Annotated in this window: 17 protein-coding genes and 2 pseudogenes; 8 read left to right on the forward strand and 11 right to left on the reverse strand. The window is 69.2% G+C overall.

The features are described from left to right. A partial coding sequence (locus tag ACWD6P_RS34805; RefSeq protein WP_451448215.1) for a transposase occupies nt 1-305 on the reverse strand: 305 nt, incomplete at its 3' end. A gap of 579 nt (nt 306-884) precedes the next feature. Here ACWD6P_RS34805 and ACWD6P_RS34810 point away from each other — a divergent pair. Next, a complete protein-coding gene (locus ACWD6P_RS34810) occupies nt 885-2,366 on the forward strand; it encodes an MFS transporter (RefSeq protein ID WP_451448216.1) in 1,482 nt (493 codons plus the stop codon). 387 nt (nt 2,367-2,753) lie between these two features. Beyond that, nucleotides 2,754-4,043 carry a hypothetical protein gene (locus ACWD6P_RS34815; RefSeq protein WP_451448217.1) on the forward strand — a complete coding sequence of 430 codons (1,290 nt, stop codon included), beginning with the start codon at nt 2,754-2,756 and terminating at the stop codon, nt 4,041-4,043. 419 nt (nt 4,044-4,462) lie between these two features. Here the strand turns inward: ACWD6P_RS34815 and ACWD6P_RS34820 are convergent, their stop codons facing one another. The 3 genes and pseudogenes from ACWD6P_RS34820 to ACWD6P_RS34830 form a co-directional block, all read right to left on the reverse strand. Continuing rightward, nucleotides 4,463-5,971, reverse strand: a complete 1,509-nt coding sequence (locus tag ACWD6P_RS34820; RefSeq protein ID WP_451448218.1) for an ATP-binding protein — start codon at nt 5,969-5,971, stop codon at nt 4,463-4,465. 19 nt (nt 5,972-5,990) lie between these two features. Further along, on the reverse strand, nt 5,991-6,446 hold the full coding sequence (locus ACWD6P_RS34825) for a DUF6238 family protein (RefSeq protein WP_451448219.1): 456 nt from the start codon (nt 6,444-6,446) through the stop codon (nt 5,991-5,993). Nucleotides 6,447-6,487: 41 nt separating this feature from the next. After that, nucleotides 6,488-6,889, reverse strand: a pseudogene (locus ACWD6P_RS34830) (SCO6880 family protein); the annotation flags it as partial. A 593-nt stretch (nt 6,890-7,482) separates the two neighbouring features. Between ACWD6P_RS34830 and ACWD6P_RS34835 the strand changes: the two are divergent. Then, nucleotides 7,483-8,071 (forward strand): annotated as a pseudogene (locus ACWD6P_RS34835) (DNA-methyltransferase); the annotation flags it as partial. A gap of 96 nt (nt 8,072-8,167) precedes the next feature. Here ACWD6P_RS34835 and ACWD6P_RS34840 read toward each other — a convergent pair. Next, nucleotides 8,168-9,085 (reverse strand): DUF5655 domain-containing protein, encoded by a 918-nt coding sequence (locus ACWD6P_RS34840; protein ID WP_451448220.1) that lies wholly within the window; start codon nt 9,083-9,085, stop codon nt 8,168-8,170. Between the two features lie 137 nt (nt 9,086-9,222). Between ACWD6P_RS34840 and ACWD6P_RS34845 the strand changes: the two genes are divergently transcribed. Next, on the forward strand, nt 9,223-9,993 hold the full coding sequence (locus tag ACWD6P_RS34845) for a transposase family protein (protein WP_451448221.1): 771 nt from the start codon (nt 9,223-9,225) through the stop codon (nt 9,991-9,993). Nucleotides 9,994-10,277: 284 nt separating this feature from the next. Here the strand turns inward: ACWD6P_RS34845 and ACWD6P_RS34850 are convergent, their stop codons facing one another. Continuing rightward, nucleotides 10,278-11,171 carry an NAD(P)-dependent oxidoreductase gene (locus ACWD6P_RS34850; protein ID WP_451448222.1) on the reverse strand — a complete coding sequence of 298 codons (894 nt, stop codon included), beginning with the start codon at nt 11,169-11,171 and terminating at the stop codon, nt 10,278-10,280. Nucleotides 11,172-11,521: 350 nt separating this feature from the next. Here ACWD6P_RS34850 and ACWD6P_RS34855 point away from each other — a divergent pair, with 350 nt between their 5' ends. Both ACWD6P_RS34855 and ACWD6P_RS34860 read left to right on the forward strand, forming a co-directional pair. Then, entirely contained in the window at nt 11,522-12,034 is a 513-nt protein-coding gene (locus ACWD6P_RS34855) for a DUF1963 domain-containing protein (RefSeq protein WP_451448223.1), read from the forward strand. A 1,032-nt stretch (nt 12,035-13,066) separates the two neighbouring features. After that, entirely contained in the window at nt 13,067-13,357 is a 291-nt protein-coding gene (locus ACWD6P_RS34860; RefSeq protein WP_451448224.1) for a pyridoxamine 5'-phosphate oxidase, read from the forward strand. A 562-nt stretch (nt 13,358-13,919) separates the two neighbouring features. On the opposite strand, the gene rpsR is transcribed toward ACWD6P_RS34860, so the two are convergent. The 4 genes from rpsR to rpmG all read right to left on the reverse strand — a co-directional run bounded on the left by rpsR (nt 13,920) and on the right by rpmG (nt 15,876). Continuing rightward, a complete protein-coding gene (gene rpsR / locus ACWD6P_RS34865; protein WP_451448225.1) occupies nt 13,920-14,156 on the reverse strand; it encodes a 30S ribosomal protein S18 in 237 nt (78 codons plus the stop codon). An 82-nt stretch (nt 14,157-14,238) separates the two neighbouring features. Continuing rightward, nucleotides 14,239-15,399 (reverse strand): CobW family GTP-binding protein, encoded by a 1,161-nt coding sequence (locus ACWD6P_RS34870; RefSeq protein ID WP_451448226.1) that lies wholly within the window; start codon nt 15,397-15,399, stop codon nt 14,239-14,241. Then, nucleotides 15,399-15,653 carry a type B 50S ribosomal protein L31 gene (locus ACWD6P_RS34875; RefSeq protein ID WP_451448227.1) on the reverse strand — a complete coding sequence of 85 codons (255 nt, stop codon included), beginning with the start codon at nt 15,651-15,653 and terminating at the stop codon, nt 15,399-15,401. Before ACWD6P_RS34875 ends, ACWD6P_RS34870 begins: the two co-directional genes overlap by 1 nt. Before the next feature lie 58 nt (nt 15,654-15,711). Further along, nucleotides 15,712-15,876: a 50S ribosomal protein L33 gene (gene rpmG / locus ACWD6P_RS34880; protein WP_362709513.1), complete on the reverse strand. Its 165-nt coding sequence runs from the start codon at nt 15,874-15,876 to the stop codon at nt 15,712-15,714. Between the two features lie 66 nt (nt 15,877-15,942). On the opposite strand from rpmG, the gene rpmB reads away from it, so the two are divergent. Together rpmB and rpsN are read left to right on the forward strand one after the other, a co-directional pair. Continuing rightward, the gene (gene rpmB / locus ACWD6P_RS34885) at nt 15,943-16,179 is read left to right on the forward strand and encodes a 50S ribosomal protein L28 (protein ID WP_451448228.1); all 237 of its coding nucleotides are present in this window, start codon (nt 15,943-15,945) and stop codon (nt 16,177-16,179) included. Beyond that, on the forward strand, nt 16,179-16,484 hold the full coding sequence (gene rpsN, locus ACWD6P_RS34890) for a 30S ribosomal protein S14 (protein WP_451448229.1): 306 nt from the start codon (nt 16,179-16,181) through the stop codon (nt 16,482-16,484). Before rpmB ends, rpsN begins: the two co-directional genes overlap by 1 nt. A 323-nt stretch (nt 16,485-16,807) precedes the next feature. Here the strand turns inward: rpsN and ACWD6P_RS34895 are convergent. After that, on the reverse strand, nt 16,808-17,500 hold a 693-nt coding region (locus ACWD6P_RS34895; RefSeq protein WP_451448230.1), incomplete at its 5' end, for a GTP-binding protein.

A 17,500-nucleotide genomic window follows, 5' to 3' on the forward strand; every position in this document is an offset into this window, starting at 1 on the left:
ACGTCGATGAGGCCGGCGTCGTCGAGGCGGTGCAGGACGGCCTCGTGCAGCCGGCCCCATACTCCAGCTCTGGACCAGATCAGGAACCGGCGATGTGCCGTGGACTTGGAGACGCCGAAGCAGGGCGGTAGCGCCCGCCAGGCGCAGCCACTCACCAGTACGTAGATGATGGCCGTGAACAGCGTCTCATCAGGCGTGTCCTGGGTTCCGCCGCCCTGAGGCCGCACCTTCGACGGTGGGATCAGCGGCTTCGCGGTCTCCCACAACCCGTCCGGAACAATCCAACTCCACGTCCCCTGCCCCATATTGAGGCCCTACCCCGCCTCACCACATGGGACACGGTCTTAGGGCTGCGGTCGCGCTGCTGGCGGGCGGCGAAGTCGGCGTGTGCCGTCTCGACGGCTTCCGGGTACGCCTGGGTCTTCTCGTGCTCGGCCAGAGCCCGGTAGATACCCGCCGACCGTTTTCGATCTTGCTCCGGGAAAGGGTCGTTTCTGACAGGGGATGGGCGTTGCCTCGTGCCTGGACGGTCGGACGGATGCGGACCCGATATCTGAGGTGCGGAGACACCTGGGGGTGTCGTAACGTGGACAAGTCGCTGCGCCGTAGACATCGGCGGCAGCGTCGGACTTCCTGTTCCTTCTGTGGCGATCTTGAGGTGTTTTCATCCCCCAGGCCCTGTAGCGGTCCGTATTCCCCCACGTGTCGAGTCTTCGCACGTGTCCGGGGGCGGACGTCGCGCTGGCCTGAGTTGCGTCACCCACCCCCGCAGTTTCGTGTTTCCTCCCGGGTGCAGCTCTGCCGTCTGCCCCGGGTTTCGTGTCTTCCGGACCCGGCGCGGCTGACGGCAGGGCTCCCCGATTCCTTGAATCAGGAGTCCCACCGTGCCTTCCCCCGCGCTCGGCAACGAGCCGCAGCACACCACCGAGCCCCCAGCTCACACCGCATCGGGCCGGCCTTCGAAGATGGCCCTGGCCGCCCGGATCGCCCTTGTGGTGCTCCTGGTCGCCGAGCTCATGGACATCCTCGACCAGTCGGTCGTCCTCACCGCCCTGCCCGCCATCCAGGAGTCGACCGGCGCCGGACCGGCCGCGGTGCAGTGGCTGACCGCTGGCTACTCGCTGACCGTCGCCGTCGGACTGATCACCGGCGGACGCCTCGGCGACATCCACGGCCGACGCAAGATCCTCCTCATCGGCACCGTCGTCTTCACCTTGGCCTCGCTGCTGTGCGGCATCGCCACCGGCCCCGGTGTGCTGATCGCCGCCCGCGTGCTCCAGGGCGCCGGCGTCGCCGTGATGATCCCGCAGGTCCTGGCCACCCTCCACGTCACCTTGGACGGCGAGAACCGCAGCTGGGCCTTCGGCCTGTACGGGGCCGTCCTGTCGCTCGCCAACGTCCTGGGGCCGGTGCTGGGCGGCCTGCTCACCGAGGCCGACCTGTTCGGACTGGGCTGGCGGCCGATCTTCCTGATCAACGTGCCCGTCGGCCTCGCCGTGATCCTCCTGGGACGCAGGTTCATCCCCGAGTCGACCGCACAGAAGGCCGACCGGCTCGACCTCACCGGGATGCTGCTGTCCGCACTGGCCGTGGTCCTGATCCTCTTCCCGCTCACCGAGGGCCATACCCACCACTGGCCGCTGTGGTGCTTCGCCATGCTCGCCGCAGGTCTCCTCGTCCTCGGTGTCTTCCTGCGCCACCAGCAGCGCAGGCAGGACGACGCCCCGCTCGTGGCACTGTCCCTCTTCCGGGGCAAGCAGTTCTCCGGCGGCCTGTCCGCGCAGCTGATGCTCGGCCTGCTGTGCGGCCTGTTCTTCATGACCTGGACGCTGTACCTCCAACGCGGCCTGGACATGGGCCCGTTCCACGCGGCCGCGGCCTTCGTGCTGCTCGCTCTCGGCGAGCTGGCCGGTGCGACGGTCGCAATGAAGACCGCCGGGCGCTTCGGGCGCCGCCTGCCCCAGACCGGAGCCCTGATCGCGCTCGGCTCGATGACCGCCTACGGACTCCAGGCCGGCGGCCGGCAGGCTGACCTAACCCTCCTCGCGATGACCGCCCCGGTGGTACTGATCGGCTTCGGCCTCGGCATGGTCGGCGGACCGCTCGCCGACATGTCGCTGGCCAAGGTCCCGCACGAGAACGCCGGTTCCGCCTCAGGCCTGTTCAACACCGCAATGCACCTGGGCATCGCTTTCGGTACCGCGCTGACCGCCCTCGTGTTCTTCTCCGCCACCAACGGCTCACCCGACGGCGGACTCAACCGCGACGCGTTCACCAGCGTCCTCTGGTGGGTCGGCGGCACCCTTGCCCTGATGTGGATCCTGATGTTCTTCCTGCCCAAGCAAGCGAACAGCCAGGCCGACTGAACCACCCTCGGGCCCGCCCCGCGCCCCCACTTCAGTAGGCCGCACACCACCCGCCTCCGCCAGGTTTGCGGAGCCCGGGTGTCACGCCGAGGCGGCGGTTGCCTCCCTTGGCGGGGTGCGCGTGCAGGGCACCGCCGCCTGGATGGACAGGTCCAGATCGAGACGGCTGTTGATGTCCAGCTCGAACCGGCCGTACAGCGGTTACGCAGCCCTACACGCCACCTGGCGGTAGCTATACGAGAACAGGGCCGAGAAGGGCGGAACATGGCTGGTTCTGTCGTCGCTCGTGCGGGTGGTGTGGTGAGTGGTCATGCGCGTCGCGGGCAGCCATGCGAGGCGATTGGGGGCGCCAATGCCACCCAACTTCCGTCCTTCGTAGGGGTTTTCATGCGCATCTTCCGCAGGTCCGAAGCCGGACTCCCGCCCCGGCCCCCGGGCCGACGCCTGCTCGCCACCGGGACGGCGGCAGCCCTCGCTGCCGGCTTACTGCCGCTCGTCCTCGCCGGCCCGGCTGACGCGGCGCCGCCGCAGGACCTGCGCTGCGGTGAGAAGAACTGTGAGTACTTCTACCCCGCAGGTCAGCGCGAATGGCTGCTCACCGATGTGAAGACGCTGACCGTCTTCCTCTGGGGCGGCGCCGGTGGTGGCGGTGGGGCTGGCGCTGGCGCCGGTGGCGCCGGTGGCGGCGGCGGGGCCGGCCTGCAGGTCTTCAGTGCCGGTGGTGGCGGCGGCGGTGGCGGTGGCGGGGCTGGCGGTGGTGGCGGCGGAGGCACCGCCGGCACGTACGTCAAGTGCACCTACACCTTCGACAAGCCGACCAAGTTGGACTTCGCCATCACCATCGCCCAAGGTGGCGCCGCCGGTGCGCCCGGCACCCCTGGTGGTGCGCCCGGCCGGGGCGGGCGCGGCGATTTCGATTACGGCAGGGGCGAGCAGGGCGCCGATGGCACTGCCTCCGGTGAGGGCACGGCCGGCGGCGAGGGCGAGACCAGCGTGATCAAGACCAAGCCCGACTCGCCGGTCGCCCTGGAGGTCCGGGCCCCCGGCGGCATCGGCGGTCTGGGCGGCAAGCCCGGCGCTGGCGGCAAGGGCGGCTACCTGGGCAACGGGACCGCCGACGGCGGTGACGGCGGCGCTGGCGGCAAGGGCGGCGCGCCCGGTGCGGCCAGCACCGCCAAGGCCACCTGCACCCCGGCCAACCTGACCGACGAGGTGAACCAGCCGACCGCCGTCGGCACAGCCGGACAGGATGGCGGCGCGGGCGCCAAGGGCAGCCGCAAGAGCGGCAAGGACGGTGGCGCGGGCGGCAACGGCGGCAACAGCGGCGCCAACGGCGCCGGCGGCCAGGCGACGGCGACCCCCGACCTGGTGGTGCTCAAGGGCGGCCGCGGCGGTGACGGCGGAGCGGGCGGCGGTGGCGGTGGTGGCGGCGGCTACGGCTGGGGCTTCACCCGCGGTAACGGTGGCCCCGCTGGCAAGGGAGGTAGCTGCGACTCCAGCATGTGCGCGGGCGCCGTGGCCACCAACGGCTCCAAAGCCTCCAGCGACCGCGGCGCGGACGGCGGCGCAGGCGGCAATGGCGCCGGTGCCCTAGCAACTCCCTGGTCCGACGGCCCGAGCAGTGGGTCCAACGGGGCACTCGTCCTCGGCTGGACTACCTTCGCCCAGTCGCAGTAGCGGCACCGCCACCGCAGACCGCTGGCGATCTGGCTCCGTTCGTGATCGTCAGGAGAGCGCATGGGGTAATGGGGCGGCGACGGACCGCGGATCGTTCTCAGCCGTGTGGGGCGGGGTGGGGTCCGCCGCTTCAGCTATGACGTGTGCCTGTGCAGTCACGAGCAGGTACCTGGTGAACCCCTCGTGCGGTGAGCTTCGTCGAGGATGCTGAAGGGACTGTGGCCAAGGGGATTTGGCTATGGGCGGCGTTGGCCTTCGCCGCGTCGATGTACAGCTGGACGAGCCGACGTGCGGCACGGCGGATGGTGTTCTGCAAAGGCATGGGAACCGATTCCTTCGATGCTTGGGAGGGGAGGATGGAGGGAGCCGAAGTGCGGCTTCGGCTCCCTCCGAGGCATGAGTCCGGCCAGCGGATGCGCTCAGGCGGACATCCGGGCGTCTGTATCGAACAGCTCGCGTTCGCGTGGGTGGAGGAGATGCTGGGTAATGAACGACCGGCCCGCGACCTTCCACAGGCCACGCCCCTTGGTGAGGGCGGACACGGCCTGCCTCTCGACGCCGGTCAATCCCAGCAGGGCTGCGGCGGAGGTGAGTTGGTCGGCTTCCTGGCGGTAGACGATGCGGGTCGAGCAGTCGGTGAGCAGACCCTCGGCCAGCGCCCGGCCCCGGGAGCCGGCATCGCCTGCGGTCAGCAGATCGCTGAGGCGGTGGATCACCATGAGGTTGGCGATGCCAAGACCACGTGAGAGCTTCCATTGGCTCTGCATGCGCTCCAGCAGGGCGACGTGGCGCATGACGCGCCATGCCTCGTCGTAGATCACCCAGCGTCGTCCGCCGGTGGGGTCGGCGAGCGCGGACTCCATCCATGCCGAGGCGCAGGTCATGGCCAGGACGAGTGCGGTGTCGTCGCCGGCACCGCCCAGGCGCGACAGATCGATGGACAGCATCGGCGCACTGGGGTCGAAGGCCACGGTGCTGGGGGCGTCGAACATCCCGGCCAGGTCACCGTGCACGAGCCTGCGCAGCGCGTGGGCCAAGTCCTCCGCGGCGTGTCCGAGGCGGCCGGTCAGCTCGCCGAGCGCATCGTCGAGCCGCTCGGGAGAGCCGAGAATGTGCGCGACGTCGCCCAGCAGCGGGGTGGTGCCGTTCGCCTCGGCGTGGGCGACGGCCTGGTCGAGGGCGACGTCGAGAGCGGTGTGCTCCATCGGGTGCAGATCCCGCCGCAGGACGGTCTTCGCGAGGGAGCCGAGGAGGAGAAGGCGTCGCTTGCGGACCTCATTGGCCCAGTCCTCCTCGCTGACGCCGTGCGGCCTGGCGGGTGCGTCCAAAGGGTTGAGGCGTCCGGGCAGGCCGGGGCCGAGAGCGATGGTCTGGCCGCCCAGCTCCTGGGCGACGACGGTCCACTCGCCCTTCGGATCGCAGGGAACGTAGATCCGATAGCCGAACGCCACGGCCCGCAGGGCGAGGGACTTGGCCAGGGCGGACTTACCCATACCGATGATCCCGGCGAGCAGGATGTTCGGATTCGTGAACCCATCGAGACGCCCGTACAGCGCGAACGGGTCGTAGGTAAAAGCCGCCTCGGCGTGGACATCGCGGCCGATGTAGATCCCCTGGGCGCCGAGGCCGCCCTCGGCGAGGAACGGATACGCGCCGCTCGCGGTGGCAGTCGTCATCCGGTGGGCGGGGAGCTTGAGATGGCCGCCGCGGGCGGAGTACGGGCCGGGTCGGCCGGCGGCCGGGTAGGTGGCCCGTAGCTCGGGGTCGATGCCCGGTTCGGCGCGGCGGGCCTGGGGACGTGCGGCATGGCGGGCCTGATCGCGGGCGGCAGCGAACTGGTCACGGGCCGCGCGGGCGGTGCGGCGGTCGCTTTTGCGGGGGACGAACAGCGGGCTGGCGCTGGCGCGGTCGCGGGTGTGGGTGGGCATGACGGGGTGCTCCAGCGGGTCAGTGGCGGGTCAGGCCGGTGAACGGGTCGCGCAGATCGGCTGGTGTGTGGTCACGGCGGACGTGGGCGACGGTGGCCAGGTGGCGCTGGCAGATGGTCAGTTCGGGCGCGCCTTCGGGGAGCCGGGCCCGGCACGCTTCCCGCGTGCGGGGGCGGCCGCTGCCGGGGTGCGGGGCTGCGTGGTAGGCGTCGTGGAGGTGCTCGGCGGCCTGCCACAGCCGGATCCGGCAGGCCCGCAGGTGATCGCCCTCGGCCTCGGCCACCGGAGAGGTTCGGGCGCTGTGGGCGTCGAGCAGGCCGTACAGGGCGGTGAGGTGGGCGTGGAGGGCGTCCAGCTCGGTGCGGTGTGCGGCCACGGGTCCGGCGGGAAGGTTGATCGCCCGGTGGAACTCGAGCGCCGCGGTGGCGAACGGAACGAAGTCCTCAGCCAGGTCGGGCAGGGGATCGGTCGGCATGGGAGTGGCCCTTCGGTGAGCGCGGTGGTGGAGCTGGTGCGCTAGGGGCGGGCCAGCGGGAGGGCGGCGCCTGTGAAGGCTTCGGCCTGCTGCCAGGTCAGCAGCCGCAGATCGAGGAGCGCGGATACCGCGGCCGTCTCAATGGCGGCACAGGCGGAGTTGAGTTCTTCGTCGCTATCGGCGCTGACGGTGAGCAGGCCGGTCAGGGCGACGTCGGCGTGGCCGGCGATCAGCTGGCGCTCACGGGCCTTGATGTCGGCGTACTCGACCGAGTCCTCCTCGGAGTCGACCTGGCCCTTGCGCTGCCGCTCGGCCGCGTCCGCGATCACTGTGGCCTTCTTGCGCTGCACATCCTTGAGCGCTGCATCCAGCCCCTTGGGCGCGTAGGTCAGCAACAGGGTGCGGCGCACGCCGGAGGTGAACAGCAGCTGGTGCAGGAAGCCGGGGTGGTGCATGGCGAAGCCGTCCTTGGAACGTGGCGAGAGTAAAAGGGGAGGGTGACGGGGGCGGGAGGCCGAGAGCGGCGGCTTGGCCCGCCCCCGTCAGGTGAGGGCTACGAGCTCGATCCACCCGGTGGCTTGGGGTAGATCCACCGCTGCGGCGTACTGCCGCCCTGGGGCGGAGGCGCGCTTGCCGGTGGCGGCCCGCTGGGCCGTGGCGCCGGCGGATCCATCCGCGTACCCGCCGCCGAGGCGCCCGGCGTGGACGAAACCGGCGCCGAAGCTGCCGCCGAGCCCGAGGTGGTCCCCTGGCCGTGGTGCTGGATCAGGGGCTGGCTGCGGTCGCCGTCCGTGGGAGGCCGCTGGATCAGCGCCCGGCCCTTGTCGCCTGTGGCCTCGGGGTCTTCGCCGTAGCGGAAGTGGGTCTGCTTCGGCTTGCCGCCACCGCTCGAGCCGCCGGTCGGATCGATACCGGAGGCGACGCCATCCGTGCCCTGGCCAGGCACCTTCGACGGCCCCTGCGGAGCAGGCGTCCCGGTGCCCGCCTGCATGGCGAGCTGGGCCGCGGTCTTGGCCGCACCCGCCGCCACCGTCACCCCGGCGACGCACAGCACGACCTCGCCAACTTCCCCGGCGAAAACCGTGACCAGCGCTCCTATCGCAGCTGGCTGACCGAACTGCGAGGCATACCGCGCCAGCCGCGAACACGCTGTCGTGATGGTCTTCTCCGACTGGAGGCAGGAGCCGACCACGTCCGATGCCCTGCAAATGGCCGGCTGGACCTGGCACGGGAAAATGCCGTGGATCAAGCCGGCCTCACGGCCCCGCAAGGGCGGACCGAAGCAGGACTCCGAGTTCATCCTCTGGGGCGTCAAGGGCACCGTGGACAACACCCGCGACCTCTACCTCCCCGGCCACTTCATCGCCTCCCAGCCCCGCAGGGACCGCGTTCACATCACCCAGAAGCCCGTCGAGGTCATGCAGCAGCTCGTCCAGGTCTGCCCACCCGGCGGCACCGTCCTCGACCCCTTCACCGGCTCCGGCTCCACCGGCATCGCCGCGCTGAAGGAAGGTCGCAAATTCGTCGGCGTCGAACTGTCCGACCACTACGCCAGCATCGCTCAGGAGCGCCTGCGCAATGTCCTGGATCAATACGACTTCGAACTCGCCGGGCCCGAGGAGTGAGAGCGAGATACCCCGGAAGCACGGGCCAGAACGCGATCAAGGGCGGTTGCTTCATCGGAAATTTGATGAAGCAACCGCCCTTGATCGTCTATGGAGTCACCCCATGTCGGCACTCAGCTGGATCAGTTCACCGGCCCGCGCGAGATTCTCACGCGATCTGATGCGCACCTCGACACCACCCTTGATTCCCAGGCAGCCCAGCCCACGGACGTCCCGCGAGAAGCCCTCGCGCAGTTCCACGCCGTCCGGATCCAGCTTCAGGTTGACCACGAGCATTCGGTTCCGCGGCTGTACCCGTACCGTGGCGATGTTCTTGATCCGTCGGTACGCGATGTAGTGCAGCTGCGGCTCCTTCTGCACATCCCCGTGCGACAGCAGCACCTCATCGAGGTCCGCGAACAAGTCCTGAAGATCCTGCGGTGACTCATCGAGATACTGCTGAACCGACTTCGGCGAAACCGCACCGGAGGCCCGGGACGCGGTGTGCGCCCTTCCTCGGGCCAGGGACGTGGCGCCGGCAACGGAGTCGACCAGCTGCAGCGTCAGCACGTCTTCGAAGACCCGGTAGCTCACCAAGTCGATCCGGCGACCGATCATCTCGACAGCCACGGTGTCGTGGTGGGTGAAGTCCCCAGCGATGCATACGAGTCGGGGGTTGCTCCAGTCGATTGCCTCGGCCGCCTCGGTGCCGAGCCTCTCCTTGACCAGGTTCTCGAACTCATGGTGGTGGTCATGGAGCCATGACAGATATGACAGCGCCTGATTCGTGACGTTCTGGTCGCGGAAGCGCTTGTACTCCACGATGACCGGTGTCCCGTTCTCATCCAGGCCGAGGGAGTCGATCCGTCCCCGGTGGCGACCGGTGCGGTACTCGGTCGCCAGGAAGCGGACGCCGAGCATCGCCTCCATGTTGGCCTCGATCAGCGTCTGCAGATGACGCTCCAGAGCCACGGACGACCCCGAGATCTCCCTGGCCTGTCCGTCGCCCACTCGGAACGCCTTCAGGTCGCCCACTTCGCCTGCCCGTCCACCCTGAGGGCCCAGGCAGCGGGGTCTCGGCCTACGAGAGGCGGATCGCGTCCTGCGGAGCGGTACGGAAACCCTCGCCTAAAGCGTGTTGCAGAAGGTCGTGGGCCGGGCATTTTCCCTGTATGGGCGGGGTGTTGAGGGCTGAGGCGTTGTGGGTGGAGACGTTCACGGGACTGCGGATGCGGCAGTTCGAACGGCTGCTGAGGGTGGTACGCGAACGGGGCGGGAACGGCCCTGGGGGCGGCCGACCATGGTGCCTGCCGTTGCCAGACCGGGTACTGCTGGTGGCCGTCTACTACCGGACGAATCTCACCATGAGGCAGCTCGCGCCGCTCTTCGGCTGCTCACCGGCAACGGTGTGCAGGGTGATCCAGCGGCTGCGGCCGCTCCTGGCCATCGAGCCTGCCCGCCGGCCAGCCGACGCCGTGGAGCGGTTGTGGATCGTGGACGGCACCTTGGTCCCGGTCCGTGACCGGAAGGTCGGAGCTTCCTCGCGCAACTACCGGTTCTCGGCAAACGTGCAGGTCATCATCGACGCGGACACGAAACTCGTGGTTGCCGCGGCCCGGCCGGTTCCCGGCACCACCGCCGATGCGAAGGCTTGGCGGGACGCCGGCCTGGCCGAGCACTGCGAAGGCGTCACGGTTCTGGGCGACGGCGCGTACATCAACACCGGCCTTGTTGTCCCGCACCGCAAACGCCCCGGCCGATCACTCCTGGCGGGCGAGGAGGCAGACAATGCGGAGCATCGCCGGGTCCGGGCCCGTGTCGAGCACGCCTTCGCCCGCATGAAGCACTACAAGATCCTCCGCGACTGCCGACAACGAGGCGCCGGTCTCCACCATGCTGTCCAGGCCGTGGCCCACATGCACAACCTCGCCCTCGCCGCGTGATCAGAACAGCCAAAACCAGCCCCTCACCTGCCAAATCACAGCCTTCTGCAACACGCTTTAAGAGCTGTCCCGTAAGTGATCTCCGGTGTGACTCCCACCGGCCGGCCACCCTGAGCTTGACATCCGGTTACATCGTCACATCCCTTCTGAGCTGCGGTGGCGTCCGGACTGCTGGACGTACGCCTGTCGTTTCACCTCCGGCAACCGCATCCCGTGGGCGCGCCTATGTCGTCAACTGGGACCAGCAGCATCTTCGTTCAGCAAACAGCGTCGTCCGTCCCTGCTCACTGCTTCCTGAAGTGCTCGATCAGACGCGAGTAGCTGTCATTGGCATGTCCGTCTTCCACGGCCTTGTTCACGAGGCCGAGGGTGTAGCCGGGGAATTCGACGTCGATGTTCCGGGCCCCGCTCTCGCGGACCAGGTCCTCGACCGAGGGCCGGTGGTGCTGGAGCGCTCCGTACGGCGTCGCGTACTCACCACGGTCGACCTCGTCGGCGATCACCGGGAAGGACGCGAGTAGGGCGGCAACGGACGGGCCGGCATCGTCCAGGAACCGCTTCACCCCGATGCCCTCGCTGGACAGCAGAGCGGCCGCGTGCAGGAATCCGTTGAGCGCGCCCCACATGGTTCCGTGCACGGCCATCCCGTACAGGGCCGGCACGCCGGCGTCGGCCGAGATCAGCGTTCCCCGGCCACCGATGAGCCGGAGCGTCGGATGAAAGTGGTGGAACACCGCGTCGGAACCGCCATAGAAGATCACCGTCTCGGCTCCCCCGATGCCCGGAGCGATCGTCATGATCTGCCCATGGAGATACTGCGCGCCCTGGTCCTCAACCCACTCGGCCACGGCCCTGGCCTCTGCGGATGTCCCGTCCGTGAGGTTGAGCACGGAGCGGCCGGAAAGCGCGTCGCCCGACGATTCCAGAACCGCGCGGGCCGTCGCATTGCCCTTTACGCTGACGACCACAAGAGGGCTGGCGGCAACGGCGTCGCGAGCAGTTGCGGACCGCTCAGCCCCCTTGGCGACCAGGGAGTCGGCCTTGTCCGGCGTACGGTTCCACACCGTGGTCGGGTGCCCGCCATCCAGGAAGGCATCGGCGAGTGCGAAGCCCATCTCGCCCAGACCGATAACGGTCACGGCCGGCTGGGCATCGGTTCGTTCTGAGGCAGTGTTCATCGAAGTCGCTCTCTTCCCGGTTGCAGTGGTCCAGCCCATCCAGGGCGCCACTGATGTTGCGCGAAACGTCACGCTAGAACCTGAACCAAAGTTGAGGTCAAGGGGGATCTCGGGCCGTGCGCTCACCGGCGGGGACTTGATGGGGCCGGCGTCGAAGAAGGCCGTGGTTGTCCCGTCTCATTTGATCTTGCCTGTGGTCGACGCCGCGACATGGGCTGATGCAAGGACGGGGGAGACGGAACCGCGGTGGAGTCTCCGCTGATGTTGTCTCTCACCAGCACTTCCGCGCGGTTGTCTCACGTGAAGTTGTCGGCGTCCCGCCTGTCACAGGTGGTTGCTTGAATGTCTGGATGGACCCAGAGACCACACTCTCCACCCTGCGTGACTTCTGCGCCGAACGTCTCGGCGCAGAACTCGCCGCCCGCGTCGTCCGCCTCGCCCGGCCCGGTTTCGCGCTCACCGAAGCCGGTCCAGGCGAGGCCGCCGGGCACAGTCGATTCGGCGGCCGGGCGATACTCGAACCGGCCACGCCCTGGCCGACCTGTGAGGGCTTTCCCCTGAGCTTGCTCGCCGTCCTCGACACCGACGCCCTGGCTCCCTGGCTCGGCGACCTCCTCCCGGCCGGGACGGGCCTGCTCAACTTCTTCTCTCTCGACAGCGACTCCGAGCAGCGCGATCCCGCCCTGGCGCTCACGTTCGACAGCGACGACGCACAGGTGGGAAGGGTGATCGCGGCCCGTTCCGCGTACGCCCTGGACACCAACCCGCCCGCCCGGTCAAGCGTCTTCGCGCCCGTCGCGTGGGCGGCGTCACCCGGGTTCTCCTTCCCCGACACCTGGGACCCGGCCTGGGACACCCTCTAGCGTTGCACAGGACGCCTGATCTCTCGTTACTCACCCTGCCTGAAGCCGGTCAGCAGTCGTTGTTTCGCCATACACCTCGTTCACGGACCCACGCCTGCCCCTTCTCGTCGAACCGCGGCTCGCCAACGCCGTAATTCACACGGGCAAAGTCGCCAGCGAGATGCTCGACAGAGAATCGCTTGACGCGGTAGTGCTCGTGGCGAAAGTTTGCGCCCTTTGCCCGGTCCAAGAGTATGGCGAACTCGGCTTCATTGACGGTGGTCCTGCAGTGGGCAGAGAGCATGGCGTGGCCAGCGGAAACATCCGGCTTGAAGTAGGCCGCAACGTACTCACGGACCGCCTCTTCCAGGGCTTCCCTGTCCTACGCCACCTTGCTGCCTCTGTCATCGGGTGCCTTCGAAGCAGACGGTGCCGTAGTCGACGCCGGCGGCTCGTTGCTGCCGCCGCCGCTGCACGCGACGAGTGCCAGTGGCAAGGTCATGGCGAAGACTGCACCAGTTCGTAATCGCACGACTCTCCTCAAATTGACGGCCCCGAAAGCATGATGCCTTCGGAAATCCTTAGTCGCCGGAAGTTGCCAAGATCAATCGAGCATCCTGGCCCGCGTCCGGTTCGATGAGGTACTGGCTGTCGTCCGCGCGGCTCGCGAGAACGTACGTGGCAGCCATGCCCCTGCGCGACCGTGACGCGGGGAGGAACCGCTTGGACCCGCAGATCACCTTGGACAACCGCCCACTGATCCTCCCTGGAAGCAGTTGACGGCCATGACGCCGGCACCGTCGAGTGACACGGCTGCTCAAGTGGTGGGCCGACGGGAGCCGATAAGGATGCTGTCGATGGCAGTGACGACCGGGACGCCGTTCCGCTGACTCGCTGACCCCGGTGCCGGGGGCAGCTGGCAGCTCTTGTTCAGGCGTCCGCGTCACGCCCACGACGACTGCCGCACGCCGAGCGGGCCCCACAGGACGGCAGTGAGCCGCTGACGCCGACTGGTCACAGGCGACGGGGCGGCGGGTAGCGTGACATGAAGGCGTGACCTACGACAGCGAGGCCGGCGTTGCACGCGTCATCACCAGCAGCACGAGCAAGAAGGCGCGCAACATCATCGAGGGCGGTCCGGGGGCTCGCGCCGCGGTCAGCCAGGCGGATGGGGCACGTTGGGCGACGCTGGAAGGAATCGCCGTCATCAACGACGACCCGGCGGCTGTTGCTGACGCCGTCGAGCGATACACGAAGCGCTACCACTCACCGCGAGCCAACCCGAAGAGAGTCGTCATCGAGATCACGGTCACCACGACCATGGGGAATGTGAAGCCGCGATGATGGACGCCTGCGCTTGCTTTGCTCGGTACCAACAAGAGGCCGCTGAGCGGGTGCGCGACATCGCCTGTCCATGGCTGAGCGTCGCCGGAGGCGACCAGGAGAGGGCAAGGGAAGCGCGGACGCTTTTGGGTGGGCCACCATGGCGCGTCAGCATCGGGGCCGCGACGTGATGCTCTGATCTGGGAAATGGGACGTGATTGCGCGGCACAGTCCAGCGCGATCCCTACTGCACTCGTATGCGTAGGTCTTGAGCTCGAACCCGGTCGCCCCCACCTCCAGTGCTGGGCTCGAAAACGCTGGTCGAGCCGCTCCGAGCCAGGGACTTCCCAGGGATTTTTCAGGGACTTTCAGCTCTGTCCCAGGGACTTTCCAGGGACCTTTCGCTGAGTAAGCAGGAAAGGCCCCGACAGCCCTGAAAGGAGCGAAGCCCCAGGTCAGGGCCCGTGCCTGCCGGTGAACCTGACGCAGGCTCACCCGCCGCCCGAGAATGCCCGTGCCGGCGACGCGATCGCCGCCGGCACGGGCGGACCTCCCCGGTTTCCCGGGAGGTGGTTCTCCCCGGTTACCTGGAGGAGTACGGCAGCAGGGCCATCTCCCGGGCGTTCTTGATCGCACGGGTCAGTTCGCGCTGCTGCTGTGCGGTGACCCGGGTGACCCGGCGGCTGCGGATCTTGCCGCGGTCGGAGATGAACTTCCGCAGCAGATCGGTGTCCTTGTAGTCGATGTATGTGATGCCCGCCGCGTCCAGCGGATTGGGGCGGGGCGTGGCCGGCTTGCGGGGGTCGGAGCGGCGTGGCATGGCGGTGTCCTTTCGTGGGAGGTCGGCGTCCTCGGATGAGGAACCGTGGGCGTGTCCTTGTGCGGGGAACGGCGCGCAGGGGTCAGGAGACGGGTTCGAGCAGTGCGTCGAACGCGGCGGGAAGGCGCTTCCAGGCCTCGCGTCCGCCCGCGAACTCGGCCTCGGTCAGCAGGCAGGAGTCGAGCAGCCGCTCCAGGCCGTCACGGTCCAGGCCGGGGGCGGTGAAGACCAGGTGCTGGCAGCAGTCGCCGTGTTCGGGGTGCCAGTCCAGGGCGGCGGCCGCCCGGCGCATGGGCGGCACCATCTCCCAGGCGGCGTCCGGGAGCGCGGCGAGCCAGGGGCCGGCGTTCTCCACACACAGCGCGCCGCCGGCGGAGTCCCAGGACAGCAGGGTGTCCGGGCGGTCGGCGAGCCAGAAGCGGCCCCGGCTGCGGGCCGCGGCACACGCCAGATCCTCCAGCGCCTCGTAGAGCCGCTCCGGATGGAAGGGACGGTGGCGGTGCCACACCAGGGTGGAGACCCCCGACTCGTCCGCTTCCTGTGGCAGCAGTGCACAGGCCGGGTGCTGGGCGGCCGCGGCCGTCTCGACGTCGAACCCGGCGAACGCGGCCTCGGCGAGCTGCCCGGAGGCCGCAGGGACCCGCAGCGCGGTCGGGTGCAGCTGGGCGAGGAGCGCCCGGTCCTCGTCGTCCGCCTCCGGACTGTCGACGAGCGCGAGCACCGGCGCGTACTCCAGCTGGCGCGCAAAGGTGTCCCCGACGGTGCGTCGATCGGTCGCGGCCGCCGCGAGGCCGGTCTCCGCCAGATCGTCGCCGTTGGCGAGGCAGGGCAGCACGAGTGCCGGGTCGACCGCGGTCATGACGTTGGAGACCGTCAGCTCCTCGCCGCCGTACGACGTGATGACCTCGGCCATCGCCTTGGGTTCGACGGAGTCCCAGAGTTCGACCACCGCGAGCCGGTGCAGACCGCTGCCGGCCAGTCGCCGGAGTTCGGGGACCAGGTCCTCGCGCAGGGCGCAGCACGCACAGTCGTTGACGAGCGGGGCCTCACCGGACGACAGCTCGCCCGAGGCGTCCCGCACCGTGCGGCGAACGGTGCCGTCCGCCGCCGTGGACAGGTCGTGGTGCAGCGCGACACTGCCGGGCACGGAGCGCAGCAGCCGCTGCACGACCTCCTCCCGGGCCTCGGAGTGCAGTCCGCCGACGATGACGACGGGCAGGCCGTGCAGACCGTTCTCCGCCATCACGCCGTCCCGCGCCGGCCGTACCGCCGCTCGAAGCGCTCGACGCGGCCGGCGGTGTCCAGGACCCGGGCGGTGCCCGTGTAGAAGGGGTGGCTCTGGGACGAGATCTCGACGTCGATGACGGGGTAGGTGTTGCCGTCCTCCCACTCGATCGTCTTGTCGCTGGTCGCGGTGGACCGGGTGAGGAAGGCGAAGTCGGCGGCCTTGTCGCGGAAGACGACGGGCCCGTAGGCGGGGTGGATTCCGGGTTTCATGGCGGTGTTCCTGTCTGTGCGGTCGGCGGGAGAGTCGGGGACGACGGGGGAGTGGGAGTCAGCGTTCTTCGCGGAAGTCGACGTGGCGGCCGGCGACCGGGTCGTACTTGCGCAGCACCAGCCGGTCGGGGTCGTTCCGGCGGTTCTTGCGGGTGACGTAGGTGTAGCCGGTCCCCGCGGTCGAGCGGAGCTTGATGATCGGGCGCAGTTCGTTACGAGCCATGGGGTTACTATATGGGAATGATTTCCATTGCCGATAACCGGCCCTGACGAGAGGTAGCCGACAACCATGTCCGCCCACTGCCAACTGACCGGCGCAAAGCCGGGCTTCGGCAAAACCGTCTCCCACTCCCACCGCCGGACGTCCCGCCGGTTCGACCCGAACATCCAGCGCAAGCGCTACTGGCTGGCGAGCGAGGGGCGATATGTCCGGCTGACGCTCAGCACCAAGGGGATCAAGACGGTCGACTCCATCGGGGTCGAGGCCGCGGTGGCCCGTATCCGCGCACGAGGAGTGAAGGTCTGATGGCGAAGCAGAGCAAGATCGCGAAGAACGAGAGGCGCAAGGTGATCGTCGAGCGGTACGCCGCCCGGCGCGCCGAGCTGAAGGAGATCATCCGGCGGCCCTCCTCCACGGAGGCCGAACGCACCGCGGCGCTGGCCGAGTTGCGGCGTCAGCCCCGCGATGCCAGCGCGACCCGGGTGCGCAACCGCGACAGCGTGGACGGCCGGCCCCGCGGGCATCTGCGGAAGTTCGGCATGTCCCGGGTGCGGATGCGCGAGCAGGCGCACGCCGGGTTCCTCCCCGGGGTGACCAAGTCGTCCTGGTGATCCCACGCCGGTGACGCACCGGCACTCGCCGCGGCCCGGGTGGAACCCCGGGCCGCGGTGGCGGGCCCGCAGGCCGAGGTGGGCGGATCGATCGCGACCGGTGGTGCCTGGTGTGCCGCGTCCCTGTAACGGCACACCGTAACGGCACACCCGGCCTCGCGGTTCCGGACGGCTACGGCTACGGCTACGGCTACGGCTACGGCTACGGCTACGGCTACGGCTATGAGTACGGCTGCGACTGTGACCATGGCGGCGAACGCCGCAACGGCATCGGTCCGGGTCGGGCAGTGCCGTGGCTGCGACCACTGCCCGACCCGGAGTTCTCAGGCCTGCGGCACCGGTTCGAGGTGCTCGTGTGCGCAGGCGTCGTCGATCCCGTACGTGTCCCAGGCCGGGAAGGGGTCGTCGGAGAGCGCCTCCCCGTCGGCCAGGAGGCAGTCGCTCAGGGCGGCTTGAAGCGCGTCGGGGTGCAATCCCGTGCCGATGAAGACCAGTTCCTGGCCCTGGGGATCGTCGGCGGACCGGGCGCCGGACGGCTCGAAGCGTGCGACGGCTCCGGCCTGCGACCACAGCCCGGTCACGTTCGGGCGGCTGGCCAGCCAGAAGAAGCCCTTGGAGCGCAGGATGCGGCCGTAGGCGCCGCTGTCGAGTCCCTCGGTGACGAGGGTCCACAGCCGGCCGGGGTGGAAGGGCGCGGCGGCACGGAAGACCGTGCTGGAGATGCCGTACTCCTCGGTCTCCGGTACGTGGTCGCCGTTGAGCTCGCGCACCCAGCCCGGGGCGAGCTGCGCACGCTCCAGGTCGAACAACCCGGTGCCGAGGATTTCGGCGGCGTTCACCCGCCCGTGCCGGGCGGGCACGATGCGGGCGGCCGGGTTGAGGCGGGCGAGTGCGGCCCGCAGGCGTTCGGCGCTCGGTGCGTCGACGAGGTCGGTCTTGTTGAGGACGATGACGTCGGCGAACTCGATCTGGTCCATCAGCAGGTCGCTGACGGTGCGCTCGTCGTCCTCGTACTG

The organism is Streptomyces sp. NPDC002446 (genome assembly GCF_053595675.1).